Raw genomic sequence first — 12,518 nt, 5'->3', positions numbered from 1 at the left:
AGAGCCACTACAGCTCGGCCAGCAGTTCCGCCTTCTTCGACGAGAACTCCTCGTCCGTGACCAGCCCGGCCTGGTGCAGCTCTCCGAGATGCCGGATCCGTTCGGCGATGTCGGCGGGGTCCCGCCGGGCCGGCACCGGCACCGCGGACGTCGGCCGGGTCCGGACCGCCGCCAGTACCGCCGCGGCGAACGGCAGCGACTCGTGCACGGGTCCGTAGCCGAGCCCGAAGACGACCGCCGCCGGATCCTGGTCCGGCTGTACGTTCCCCGAGGAGTCGGCCGCACGTGTCAGCAGCCGCAGATGCCCCTCGAAGACCTCCGGCGAGCGCCACTCCACCCCGCTGAGATCGGCCACCGGAAAGCTCTGGTCGCCCGCCTTCCACTTGGCGGAGGACGCGCCCGTCCACGACCAGCGGAACTGCACGGACGTCCCGTCGAAGGACGCCTTGCCGTCGTACGCCTTGAAGTGCAGCGGCGTCTCGGGCGCGGCCACCAGATAGCGGTCGGCCGCCCCGGACTCGTCGAGGAGTGCCGAGAGCTCGTCGGCGTAGTACTCGGCGAGGGTCTCCCGCTCGGCCGGCAGGACCAGCCGGTAGGGGTCGGTGCCCTCCCGCAGCTGCCCGGCCGCGGCCTCCATCAGCGGATCGGCGCCGGCCCGTGGCTGGATCCGCAGAACGACGCTGCCGCGCCTGCCCGGTGTGAGGGTCACGCCCTCGATCGCGCGCAGCGGGATCCGCCGTTCGCCCAGCGCCTGGAAGAGCTTAGGTGTTCGAATCCCCCGTTCGTAGCGGATGAGCACGGAGTCGGACTCGAACTCCCAGACGGCATGAAAACCCGCCAGTACGTCACCCATGCGGCTCATCGTATGCGGCACGTGCTTCTCCGTCGCCACCCGCGCAGACCGCACTTCCTGCTGTTTCTACGCGCGTTCGGTCGCCGGGGTGCCGGGCAGACCGGCACGGCACGCGTCGTTCTCGCGCGCGCACGTCACGTCGTCGTACGCCCCCACCGCGACGTCGGCGAGGTTGCGCAGGCTGTCCGTGCCCGGCTGGAAATAGCCGCTGTGACCCTTCGCGTCCCGGGCGGACAGCACCCGCGCCCCGAAGCCGGAGGACACCGGGTCGGCGCCGTGCCCGAGCCCGCCCAGCTCCAGGTAGGGCACGTCCCGCACCCAGTCGCTGGCGTCCCGCATCGCCCACACCCGGGCGGAGGTGCCCAGATGGGAGGCCTTGGAGACCCGCATACCCGGGCTCGCGGCCACGGCTATGTCGGACACTCGGCGCGGCATGTCGTGCGCGGCGACCCCGCAGAGCACCGAGCCGTAGCTGTGGCAGACCATCGCCACCGGGGCGCGGCCCGGCAGGGCGCGCAGCAGCGCGTTCAGCCGGAGGGAGCCCTCCGCGGCGCGCAGCCCCGTGGCCGCGTCCACGCCGAGCCCGGCGGGGGCGGTGTAGTCGGCCCAGGCGATCACGGCCGTACGGGTCGTGGGGCGCTCCGTGCGCTCGGTCGCGTACAGCGCCTTGGCCATGCCGACCGGGGCGCTGTACTCGCGGTTCGTCCTCTGGAAGGTGAGCAGATCGGTGTCGACGCCGGGGACGACGACGGAGATCCGCTCGGCCTTGTCGAGGTTCCCGAACACCTCGGCGACCCGGCCCGAGCCCTCGGGGTCGAAGGCGAGGATCTGCCGGTCAGGGGTCAGCAGCGCCTCGTAGCGGTGCATACGGCGGCCCGCGTCCTGCTGGCCGGCCGCGCTGAGCCGGTTGTCGTGCATGCGCTTCTTCTCGACCCTGCGGGCCTTGTCCAGCGCGATGTGGTTGGCCCGGTAGCGCAGGTCGACGGGGGCGCCGTTCATGTTGCCGACCGCCAGCGCGTAGCGGTGGGCGAGACGGTTCTGCTCGTGCGGGGTGAGCGAGTCGAAGAAGCGGGCGAGCCGCGCCGGGGAGGACTCCGGGTCCGGCAGCTGATGGCCGTGGACGTGGCCGTGCTTCCACGCGGTGAGCGAGGCCTGCAGGGCGGACGACTCCCGGTGGGTACGCAGGGCGGTCCAGCCGGTGGTCGCGAGCATCACGAACACCACGGCCAGCGCGAGCGTCATGCGCCAGGCGTTCAGTTGCGGGGAGGTGTCGAAGGAAGTCACTGGGAGGACACACTAGGAGAACGGGAGGGTCTCGCGGTAACAGAGTGATCGGTCTCACGTTTCGTGAAGGCCTCGAACGTCCCGTAGTGATCTCACTCGGCCAACCCGCAGTGATCTCAAGGGTGATCTCCGGTGCTGCGCCAGTTCCCGGTGAGCGCAGGACCCACCTGGCCGACGTACGCCCCGGTCGGCGCGCGGATCGCTTCCGCACCGACGCCGCCGCCCGCGCTCCACTGCCGGTCGGTGACCCTTGTCACCCCGCCGAAGGCCGCCACGGCAGGCCGGGGACGAGGGTCCGTGTCCCCGGCTGAGTCAGCCCATTTCGCCTATCAGGGTGACGCCCCTGAAGATCCCTCGACCCCGGCACACGCCGCAGGTCACAGTGGGTGAAGTCCTCCGCAGGACAGGGGGGACGGACAAGCCGAGGCGCGCGCCGCCGGAGGGGGGCGGCGCGCGCAGGTCGGCTCACCTGCCCAGCTGCGGGCAGTCGTACTGCTCAAGCCCGGCGCAGCGCTACGCGTCGCCGCCCGCCGCTCCCGGATGCGCCGCCGTCACATCCAGCAGCTGGTACCGGTCGATGGCCTGCTTCAGTACGGAGCGGTCGACCTTGCCCTCGCGGGCCAGTTCGGTCAGGACCGCGACCACGATCGACTGGGCGTCGATGTGGAAGTAGCGGCGCGCCGCGCCCCGGGTGTCGGCGAAGCCGAAGCCGTCCGCGCCCAGCGACTGGTACGTGCCCGGCACCCACCGCGCGATCTGGTCCGGAACCGACCGCATCCAGTCGGACACGGCCACGAACGGCCCCTCGGAGCCGCCGAGTTTCCGCGTCACGTACGGCACCCGCTGCTCCTCGTCCGGGTGCAGCAGGTTGTGCTCCTCGCACTGCACGGCCTCGCGGCGCAGCTCGTTCCAGGAGGTCGCCGACCAGACGTCCGCCCGGACGTTCCACTCCTCGCCGAGGATCCGCTGCGCCTCCAGTGCCCACGGGACCGCCACGCCCGACGCCATGATCTGCGCCGGAATCGAGCCGGACGTGCCCACGCCGATCCGGTGGATGCCTTTGAGGATGCCCTCGACGTCCACGCCCGCCGGCTCGGCCGGGTGCTGGATCGGCTCGTTGTAGACGGTCAGGTAGTAGAAGACGTCCTCGCCGTGCGGGTGCTCGGCATCGCCGCCGTACATGCGGCGCAGGCCGTCCTGCACGATGTGCGCGATCTCGTAGGCGTACGCCGGGTCGTAGGCCACGCACGCCGGGTTGGTCGAGGCGAGCAGCTGCGAGTGGCCGTCCGCGTGCTGGAGGCCCTCGCCGGTCAGGGTCGTACGACCCGCGGTCGCGCCCAGGACGAATCCGCGCGCCAGCTGGTCGGCCATCTGCCAGAACTGGTCACCCGTGCGCTGGAAACCGAACATCGAGTAGAAGACGTAGACCGGGATGAGCGGTTCGCCGTGCGTCGCGTACGCCGAGCCCGCCGCGATCAGCGACGCCGTGCAGCCCGCCTCCGAGATGCCGTCGTGCAGCATCTGGCCGGTCGGCGACTCCTTGTAGGCCAGGAGCAGGTCCCGGTCGACCGCCTCGTACTGCTGGCCCAGCGGGTTGTAGATCTTCGCGCTCGGGAAGAAGGAGTCCATGCCGAACGTGCGGTACTCGTCGGGCGCGATCAGCACGAACCGCCTGCCGATCTCCTTGTCCCGCATGAGGTCCTTGAGGAGACGTACGAAGGCCATGGTCGTCGCGATGGACTGTTGACCGGTGCCCTTCTTCACGGTCGCGTACGTCTTGTCGTCCGGCAGCGCGAGCGGCTCGGAGCGCACGACGCGCGTCGGGACGTACCCGCCGTGCGACTTGCGCCGGTCGTGCATGTACTGGATCTCCTCCGAGTTCCGGCCCGGGTGGTAGTACGGCGGCAGGCCGGACTCCAGCTCCTTGTCGGAGATCGGCAGGTGCAGCCGGTCGCGGAAGCGCTTGAGGTCGTCGACCGTCAGCTTCTTCATCTGGTGCGTGGCGTTGCGGCCCTCGAAGTTCGGGCCGAGCGTCCAGCCCTTGACCGTCTTGGCCAGGATGACCGTCGGCTGGCCCTTGTGCTCCTGGGCCGCCTTGAAGGCCGCGTAGATCTTGCGGTGGTCGTGACCGCCGCGGCCCAGGTGCAGGATCTGGTCGTCGGTCATGTTCGCGACCATCGCGCGCAGCCGCTGGTCGTCGCCGAAGAAGTGCTCCCGGATGTACGCACCCGACTCGGTGGCGTACGTCTGGAACTGGCCGTCCGGGGTCCTGTTCATCTTGTTGACGAGGATGCCGTCCCGGTCCTGCGCGAGCAGCGGGTCCCAGGTGCGGTCCCAGATCAGCTTGATCACGTTCCAGCCGGCGCCCCGGAAGATCGACTCCAGCTCCTGGATGATCTTGCCGTTGCCGCGCACCGGGCCGTCCAGGCGCTGCAGGTTGCAGTTGACCACGAAGGTCAGGTTGTCCAGGCCCTCGCGCGCGGCGATGGACAGCTGGCCGAGCGACTCCGGCTCGTCCATCTCGCCGTCGCCGAGGAACGCCCACACGTGCGACCTGGAGGTGTCCGCGATTCCGCGCGCCTGCATGTAGCGGTTCATCCGCGCCTGGTAGATCGCGGCGAGCGGGCCGAGGCCCATGGAGACCGTCGGGAACTCCCAGAAGTCCGGCATGGAGCGCGGGTGCGGGTAGCTGGACAGGCCGTTCGGGTACTTCGACTTCTCCTGGCGGAAGCCGTCCAGCTGGTCCTCGGTGAGGCGGTCGAGCAGGTAAGCGCGCGCGTAGATGCCGGGGGAGGCGTGGCCCTGGAAGAAGACCTGGTCACCGCCGTCGCCCTCGTCCTTGCCGCGGAAGAAGTGGTTGAAGCCGACGTCGTAGAGCGAGGCGGAGGAGGCGAACGTGGCGATGTGGCCGCCGACGCCGATGCCGGGGCGCTGCGCGCGCGAGACCATCACGGCTGCGTTCCAGCGGGTCGCGTTCAGGACCTTGCGCTCGATCTCCTCGTTGCCCGGGAAGAACGGCTCCGCCCGGGTGGGGATCGTGTTCACGTAGTCCGTGCTGCGCATCTCGGGCACGGCCACGCGCTTCTCGCGCGCCCGCTCGATCAGGCGCAGCATGAGGTAACGTGCCCGCTCCCGGCCGCGTTCGTCCACGGCCGCGTCGAGGGAGTCGAGCCACTCCTGGGTTTCTTCGGGATCGAAGTCAGGAACCTGACTCGGAAGGCCGCCAATGATGATCGGATTGCGATCGGATCCGGAAGCCACGCTGTTCCTTACCTGTCGAGGGCCGGTTCTTTGCTCGTGTTGCCTGCGCTCGTACCTGCGCCCGGGCCGCGCTCGTGCCTGTACGTGCCTGCACCGCTCCCCATCGTGTACCTAGGGGCGGCGTACGTCATCTCTACCGGTCAAAACGCAACGATACGCCCCGGGGTGTGACGGGCATGGCAAAGTTGTTCGAGCCGTGTATCGCCGGATGATTCCGAACCGCGCAAAGCGGGCACACCCGTGTGATGTGGGCGGTGCAGAATCGGGATACGGTGCCAGAAGCCACGGCGACACGGCCGGGATCGTCACCGTTTCGACGGTCCCGAGGGCCGGGTACTTGCGCGATCCGTTCCGCCCGTGTGGACTACGGCCAATGCTTCGCGCACGCGCGTGGCTGAGATTCCCCCAAGCTCTTAAGGAGCTCGGGGGCACCCCCATCCAAGACATGATCAGGAGGCAACCCGTGAGCGCGACCGCGGACCACGCGGAGGAGCGGACGAACCCTGCCGCCAGGCTGGGGTTCCAGCCCGGGCAGGTGGTCCAGGAGATCGGCTACGACGACGACGTCGATCAGGAGCTCCGCGAGGCCATTGAGGGAACCATCGAGGCCGACCTCATGGACGAGGAATACGACGACGTGGCCGACGCCGTCGTGCTGTGGTTCCGTGACGACGACGGCGACCTCACGGATGCGCTGGTGGACGCCACCACGTACATCGAAGAGGGCGGCGCCATCCTCCTCCTTACGCCGAAGACCGGCCGTTCGGGCTACGTGGAGCCGAGCGACATCTCGGAAGCCGCGACGACGGCGGGCCTGACGGCGGCCAAGAGCGTCAGCGTCGGCAAGGACTGGAGCGGCTCGCGTCTGGCGACGCCGAAGGCGGCCAAGTCGAAGAAGTGACCGTGAGTCACGATTGATGTGTCGCCGGGCTGGGCCGCACAGCCCAGCCCGGCTGCCGTACGTGCCCTGGTGATCGCTGCGTAGGGTGGTTCCGAGCGTGTGCTCGCTCTCACCCCGACAGCCCACCGAAGGGAAGCACGACCATGGCGATCCAGGTCGGCGACAAAGCGCCCGACTTCGAGCTCAAGGACAACCACGGCCGCACCGTGAAGCTCTCGGACTTCCGCGGCGACAAGAACGTGGTGCTGCTCTTCTACCCCTTCGCCTTCACCGGCGTGTGCACCGGCGAGCTGTGCGAACTGCGCGACAACCTGCCGAAGTTCTCCGACCGCGAGACCCAGGTGCTCGCCGTCTCCAACGACTCCATGCACACCCTGCGCGTCTTCGCCGACCAGGAGGGCCTGGAGTACCCGCTGCTGAGCGACTTCTGGCCGCACGGCAACGTCTCGCGCGCCTACGGCGTCTTCGACGAGGACAAGGGCTGTGCCGTCCGCGGCACCTTCATCATCGACAAGGAGGGCGTCGTGCGCTGGACCGTCATGAACGGCCTGCCGGACGCCCGCGACCTGAACGAGTACGTGAAGGCGCTCGACACCCTGTGATCGGGCCCGCGGGCCCGACACCTGTGAATCTTCGGGTCCAGGGTCTGCGGGGGGCGGGAACCCGTCACTAGGATCGGCACGTTGATCCCATATCCGAAGCACGACGGGGCTCCCCGCCCCAGAACACCACATGGAGGACCCGTGGGAGTCAGCCTCAGCAAGGGCGGCAACGTATCGCTGACGAAGGAGGCCCCGGGCCTGACCGCGGTCATCGTCGGTCTGGGGTGGGACGTGCGCACCACGACCGGCACGGACTTCGACCTCGACGCCAGCGCGCTGCTGCTGAACAACTCCGGCAAGGTCGCGAGCGACCAGCACTTCGTCTTCTTCAACAACCTCAAGAGCCCCGACGGCTCGGTCGAGCACACCGGCGACAACATCACCGGTGAGGGCGAGGGCGACGACGAGCAGATCAAGGTCAACCTCGCCGGCGTCCCGGCCGACGTGGAGAAGATCGTGTTCCCGGTGTCGATCTACGACGCCGAGAACCGCCAGCAGTCCTTCGGCCAGGTCCGCAACGCGTTCATCCGCGTCGTGAACCAGGCCAACGAGGCGGAGATCGCCCGCTACGACCTGAGCGAGGACGCCTCCACCGAGACCGCCATGGTCTTCGGTGAGCTGTACCGGCACGGCGCGGAGTGGAAGTTCCGGGCCATCGGCCAGGGCTACGCCTCGGGTCTGCGCGGCATCGCGCAGGACTTCGGCGTCAACGTCTGACACGTCGAGCTACGACACCTGGCAGCTGTGCCGACGTCCGGCGCCGCACCCGTTTGGGGGCGGCGCCGGACGCGCAGGACAACAGGGAAGCACCACTAGGGGAGGACCAGCATCATGGGCGTCACGCTCGCCAAGGGAGGCAACGTCTCCCTCTCCAAAGCCGCACCGAACCTCACCAACGTCATGATCGGGCTCGGCTGGGACGCGCGCTCGACCACCGGCGCCCCCTTCGACCTCGACGCCAGCGCGCTGCTGTGCGACGCCGGCAACCGGGTGCTGGGCGACGAGTGGTTCGTGTTCTACAACCAGCTCAAGAGCCCCGACGGCTCGGTGGAGCACACCGGCGACAACCTCACCGGTGAGGGCGAGGGAGACGACGAGTCGATCCTGGTGGACCTCACCAAGGTGCCGACCCAGTGCGAGAAGGTCATCTTCCCGGTCTCCATCCACATGGCGGACGAGCGCGGCCAGACCTTCGGCCAGGTCTCGAATGCGTTCATCCGCGTCGTCAACCAGGCCGACGGGCAGGAGCTGGCCCGCTACGACCTCAGCGAGGACGCCTCCACCGAAACGGCCATGATCTTCGGCGAGCTCTACCGCTACCAGGGCGAATGGAAGTTCCGGGCCGTCGGTCAGGGGTACGCGTCGGGTCTGCGCGGCATCGCTCTAGACTTTGGAGTCAACGTTTCGTAAAGCCGAGTACGGCTCGGGGGAGACCCGTACCAACACGATTGGGTAGCCAGTGCTTCTGAAAACCTTCGGCTGGTCGTTCGCGGTCACCGCGGTCGGTCTGGTCGCAGCCGTCCTCTACGGGGGGTGGGAGGCCTTCGGCGTCGTGGCGATCCTCTCCATCCTGGAGATCTCGCTGTCGTTCGACAACGCGGTCGTCAACGCCGGAATCCTGAAGAAGATGAACGCCTTCTGGCAGAAGATCTTCCTCACGGTCGGCGTGCTCATCGCGGTCTTCGGCATGAGGCTGGTCTTCCCCGTCGTCATCGTCGCGATCACCGCCAAGATGGGCCCGATCGAGGCCGTCAACCTCGCGTTCAACAACAAGGACCGCTACCAGCAGCTGGTCACCGACGCGCACCCGGCGATCGCCGCCTTCGGTGGCATGTTCCTGCTGATGATCTTCCTCGACTTCATCTTCGAGGACCGGGACATCCAGTGGCTGCGCTGGATCGAGCGCCCGCTCGCCAAGCTCGGCAAGGTCGACATGCTGTCGGTCTGCATCTCCCTGATCGTCCTGCTGATCACCTCCTTCACCTTCGCCACCCACGCCCACCAGCACGGCGGCGCCCACGCCGACAAGGCGCAGACGGTCCTGATCGCCGGCATCGCCGGCCTGATCACCTACATGGTCGTCGGCGGCCTCTCCGGCTACTTCGAGGACCGGCTGGAGGAAGAGGAGGAGCGCGAGCACGAGGAGGAGGAAGAGGCCGCCCGCACCGGCAAGCCGAAGTCGGCGGTGCTGCTGGCCGGCCAGGCCGCGTTCTTCATGTTCCTCTACCTGGAGGTCCTGGACGCGTCCTTCTCCTTCGACGGCGTGATCGGCGCCTTCGCCATCACCAACGACATCGTCCTGATGGCCCTCGGCCTCGGCATCGGCGCGATGTACGTCCGCTCGCTCACGGTCTACCTGGTCCGCCAGGGCACCCTCGACGAGTACGTCTTCCTGGAGCACGGCGCCCACTACGCGATCGGCGCCCTGGCCCTGATCCTCATGGTCACCATCCAGCACGAGATCAACGAGGTCATCACCGGCCTCGTCGGCGTCGTCATGATCGCCTGGTCCTTCTGGTCCTCCGTGCGCCGCAACCGCGCGCTCGGGGCCGAGGAGTCCGGCTCCGACGAGAAGGCCGAGGTCTCCTCCGGGGTGTGACACCCCGCGCGATGAGGAACGCTCTGTTCGGGGCGGCTGACACGGGTCGGCCGCCCCGACGGCGTTCGACGACTGTGCGATGACGAGTACCTGGGGGCGGGAATGGGTTTCTTCGACGGGCTGCGGGGCGGACGCGCCGAGTTCGACTCCGGCAGCGCCGCGACCAACGCGATCGAACTGACCAGGCGGCACCAGCAGGTGTCCCTCACCAAACAGGACGCGGCCACCGGCCATCTGCGCGTCAACCTGGCCTGGCGGATGCGTACGTCCGACTTCGACATCACCCAGCGCACGAGTCTCTTCCGGCACCCTTTCCGGGCGTTCAAGCCGGCACAGGTGCTCGGGCACGGGCAGAGCATGGTCAACGTCGACCTCGACCTGGGCTGCCTGTACGAGCTGGCCGACGGCACCAAGGGGGTCGTCCAGCCGCTCGGCGGCTACCTCGGCGACGTCAACGCACCGCCGTACATCAAGCTCAGCGGCGACGACCGGTTCGGCTCGGGGTCCGGCGAGACGATGTACGTCAACCTCGACCACCGGGACGCCATCAAGCGCCTGCTGGTGTTCGTCTACATCTACGACCAGACACCGGCCTTCGACCGCACGCACGCGATCGTCACGCTGTACCCGAGCAACGGCCCCCGCATCGAGATAGGCCTCGACGAGCGGCACCCGCAGGCCCGCTCCTGCGCGGTGGTGATGATCGAGAACGTGAAGGGCGAACTGGTCGTCCGCCGCGAGGTGAAGTTCGTGTACGGCTTCCAGGGGGAGCTGGACCGGCTCTACGGGTGGGGGCTGCAGTGGGGGCGGGGCTACAAGACCAAGGCGGACCGGTAGCTACCGCCCGATGAACTGCGGCCCCTGCGGCGGCAGGCGGAAGTTCGGGTCGGGGGCCGCCATGACCGGATGGGGCTGCGGGTAGCCGTACGCCGGCTGCGCCGTCGCCGGTGGTGCGGACGTCGGCGGCTGGGGATAGCCGTACGCCGGCTGCGGATAGCCGTAGGCCGGCTGGTGCGGGAGTGCTGCCGTCGGCTGTTCCGGGGGGAGCGGCTGGGAGGTGACCGGCTCCGGGCGGGGCTGGGACGGCTCCTCCTCCGGCACCGACTCGTCCACCGAGATGCCGTAGTCCGTGGCCAGGCCCTTCAGGCCGTTCGAATACCCCTCGCCCAGCGCACGGAACTTCCAGCCCTCCCCGCGCCGGTACAGCTCACCGCAGACGAGTGCCGTCTCCGCGCCGGTCTCCGGCGTGATGTCGAACCGGGCCAGCGGCTCCCCGTCGGCGACCGCGGCGTCGTACAGCACGATCCCCAGCCCGGGCACCCGGTCGAAGGAGACCTCGTCCGCCGACGCGACCAGCAGAATCCTGCTGATGCCGGGCTCGACACCGGTCAGATCTGTCTGGATCGTGTCCGTCAGTCCCTCGGCGATCCGCTTCTTGCCCAGCCGCCAGACCTTCCCGGAGGGGTGCCGGGGCTGGTTGTAGAAGACGAAGTCCTCGTCGGAACGCACACGGCCGTCGGAACCGAGCAGCAGCGCCGAGGCGTCCACGTCCGGAACCCCCGACCCGGAGGTCCAGCGCAGCACGGCGCGCACCGTGGTGGCCTCGAGCGGGACGTTCGACCCCTTCAGCATCGCGTGCGTCATGCGGTCATCCTGCCTTCTCGGTCCTGGTCACGACAATGCGGGGGTGTTTCCGGCCTACACAGGCGAGTTACCGGAAATTCATGCCCGACGGGAACTCCCGACATGGATCCCTACGTACTATTACCGGCCACCCTTTACCCAATCCAGAGGTTCGGCCCGCGCCATCGAGGGAGTCCTATGCGTCATTTCGGGCACATCGCCCCCGAGGTGCGACAGCGCCTCTTCCACCGGGAGCCGTGCGCGTTCTCTGCCGACTCCCCGGCCAGGGTGCTCGCCACGGCCCTGGGCGCCACGCTCTACAGCCCCGCCACCCGGCCCAGACTTGCCGACGACATCGTCAAGCAGGCCGACAATGGCGTGGTCTCGATGGTGCTGTGCCTGGAGGACTCCATAGACGACGCGGACGTCGCCGACGGCGAGGACAACCTCGTCCGGCAGTTCGCCGGCCTCGCAGCCCGCGCCGATCACGACTCCTGCGCCGGAGCCGAGCCGCCCCTGCTCTTCATCCGCGTCCGCACCCCCGAGCAGATCCCCGACCTCGTACGGCGGCTCGGCCCGGCCGCCCGGCTGCTCTCCGGCTTCGTGCTGCCCAAGTTCACCGAGGAACGCGGCATCCCCTTCCTGGAGGCCCTCGCCGACGCCGAGGCCGACAGCGGACACCGCCTCTTCGCCATGCCCGTCCTGGAATCGCCCGAGCTGCTCTACCGCGAATCCCGTGTGGACACCCTGGAGGGCATATCCCGCGCGGTCGACAAGTACCGCGACCGGGTCCTCGCCCTGCGCCTGGGCGTCACCGACTTCTGCTCCTCCTACGGGCTGCGCCGCGCCCCCGACATGACCGCGTACGACGTCCAGATCGTCGCCTCCGTGATCGCCGACGTCGTCAACATGCTCGGCCGGGCCGACGGCACCGGATTCACCGTGACCGGGCCCGTGTGGGAGTACTTCCGCGCCTCCGAGCGCATGTTCAAGCCGCAGCTCAGGCAGAGCCCCTTCCTCCAGATGCAGGCCGTCGAACTGCGCGAGAAGCTCATCGAGCACGCCATGGACGGACTGCTGCGCGAGATCTCCCTGGACCACGCCAACGGCCTGCTCGGCAAGACCTGCATCCACCCCTCCCACGTCCTGCCCGTGCACGCGCTGTCCGTCGTCAGCCACGAGGAGTACAGCGACGCCCAGGACATCCTGCGGCCGGACCGCGACGGCGGGGGCGTCCTGCGGTCCGCCTACACGAACAAAATGAACGAAGTGAAGCCCCACCGCGCCTGGGCCGAGCGCACCCTGCTGCGCGCCGAGGTGTTCGGCGTGGCCAACGAGGACGTCGGCTTCGTGGAACTGCTCGCCGCCGGCATACCCGGCTGAACCCATGGGACG

Annotated in this window: 11 protein-coding genes; 7 read left to right on the top strand and 4 right to left on the bottom strand. The window is 68.8% G+C overall.

Annotated features, from left to right (window positions below; genetic code table 11):
* Positions 1 to 7: 7 nt before the first annotated feature.
* The 3 genes from ACWD35_RS13210 to aceE form a co-directional block, all read right to left on the bottom strand.
* Positions 8 to 853 carry a DUF4429 domain-containing protein gene (locus ACWD35_RS13210; protein ID WP_451351292.1) on the bottom strand — a complete coding sequence of 282 codons (846 nt, stop codon included), beginning with the start codon at positions 851 to 853 and terminating at the stop codon, positions 8 to 10.
* A gap of 66 nt (positions 854 to 919) precedes the next feature.
* On the bottom strand, positions 920 to 2,137 hold the full coding sequence (locus ACWD35_RS13205) for an alpha/beta hydrolase (RefSeq protein WP_451351291.1): 1,218 nt from the start codon (positions 2,135 to 2,137) through the stop codon (positions 920 to 922).
* Positions 2,138 to 2,650: 513 nt separating this feature from the next.
* Entirely contained in the window at positions 2,651 to 5,398 is a 2,748-nt protein-coding gene (gene aceE / locus ACWD35_RS13200; protein ID WP_451351290.1) for a pyruvate dehydrogenase (acetyl-transferring), homodimeric type, read from the bottom strand.
* Positions 5,399 to 5,861: 463 nt separating this feature from the next.
* Between aceE and ACWD35_RS13195 the strand changes: the two genes are divergently transcribed.
* From ACWD35_RS13195 to ACWD35_RS13170, 6 genes are all read left to right on the top strand, one after another.
* Positions 5,862 to 6,299, top strand: a complete 438-nt coding sequence (locus ACWD35_RS13195) for a DUF3052 domain-containing protein (protein WP_451351289.1) — start codon at positions 5,862 to 5,864, stop codon at positions 6,297 to 6,299.
* A 143-nt stretch (positions 6,300 to 6,442) separates the two neighbouring features.
* Positions 6,443 to 6,901 (top strand): peroxiredoxin, encoded by a 459-nt coding sequence (locus ACWD35_RS13190; protein WP_451351288.1) that lies wholly within the window; start codon positions 6,443 to 6,445, stop codon positions 6,899 to 6,901.
* Between the two features lie 141 nt (positions 6,902 to 7,042).
* Positions 7,043 to 7,618, top strand: coding sequence for a calcium homeostasis/redox stress adaptation protein (locus ACWD35_RS13185; protein ID WP_451351287.1), 576 nt, complete (start codon positions 7,043 to 7,045; stop codon positions 7,616 to 7,618).
* A gap of 114 nt (positions 7,619 to 7,732) precedes the next feature.
* Positions 7,733 to 8,311 carry a TerD family protein gene (locus tag ACWD35_RS13180; RefSeq protein WP_451351286.1) on the top strand — a complete coding sequence of 193 codons (579 nt, stop codon included), beginning with the start codon at positions 7,733 to 7,735 and terminating at the stop codon, positions 8,309 to 8,311.
* A 49-nt stretch (positions 8,312 to 8,360) separates the two neighbouring features.
* Positions 8,361 to 9,500, top strand: coding sequence for a DUF475 domain-containing protein (locus tag ACWD35_RS13175; RefSeq protein ID WP_451351285.1), 1,140 nt, complete (start codon positions 8,361 to 8,363; stop codon positions 9,498 to 9,500).
* Between the two features lie 102 nt (positions 9,501 to 9,602).
* Positions 9,603 to 10,337: a TerD family protein gene (locus ACWD35_RS13170; RefSeq protein ID WP_451351284.1), complete on the top strand. Its 735-nt coding sequence runs from the start codon at positions 9,603 to 9,605 to the stop codon at positions 10,335 to 10,337.
* Here the strand turns inward: ACWD35_RS13170 and ACWD35_RS13165 are convergent, their stop codons facing one another.
* Complete coding sequence (locus ACWD35_RS13165) at positions 10,338 to 11,144, bottom strand: TerD family protein (RefSeq protein ID WP_451351283.1); 807 nt, start codon at positions 11,142 to 11,144, stop codon at positions 10,338 to 10,340. It abuts the gene before it with no gap.
* A gap of 177 nt (positions 11,145 to 11,321) precedes the next feature.
* On the opposite strand from ACWD35_RS13165, the gene ACWD35_RS13160 reads away from it, so the two are divergent.
* Positions 11,322 to 12,506, top strand: coding sequence for an HpcH/HpaI aldolase/citrate lyase family protein (locus ACWD35_RS13160; RefSeq protein ID WP_451351282.1), 1,185 nt, complete (start codon positions 11,322 to 11,324; stop codon positions 12,504 to 12,506).
* The last annotated feature ends 12 nt before the right edge of the window (positions 12,507 to 12,518 follow it).

This window comes from Streptomyces sp. NPDC002671 (genome assembly GCF_053592475.1).
This window is presented reverse-complemented; position numbering and strand designations above follow the sequence as displayed.

Bases quoted from the DNA above. Each gene is read 5' to 3' on its own strand.
- ACWD35_RS13190 (WP_451351288.1), top strand. From the start codon at position 6,443: ATGGCGATCCAGGTCGGCGACAAAGCGCCCGACTTCGAGCTCAAGGAC.
- ACWD35_RS13210 (WP_451351292.1), bottom strand. From the start codon at position 853: ATGGGTGACGTACTGGCGGGTTTTCATGCCGTCTGGGAGTTCGAGTCC.
- ACWD35_RS13165 (WP_451351283.1), bottom strand. From the start codon at position 11,144: ATGACGCACGCGATGCTGAAGGGGTCGAACGTCCCGCTCGAGGCCACC.
- ACWD35_RS13160 (WP_451351282.1), top strand. From the start codon at position 11,322: ATGCGTCATTTCGGGCACATCGCCCCCGAGGTGCGACAGCGCCTCTTC.
- ACWD35_RS13180 (WP_451351286.1), top strand. From the start codon at position 7,733: ATGGGCGTCACGCTCGCCAAGGGAGGCAACGTCTCCCTCTCCAAAGCC.
- ACWD35_RS13170 (WP_451351284.1), top strand. From the start codon at position 9,603: ATGGGTTTCTTCGACGGGCTGCGGGGCGGACGCGCCGAGTTCGACTCC.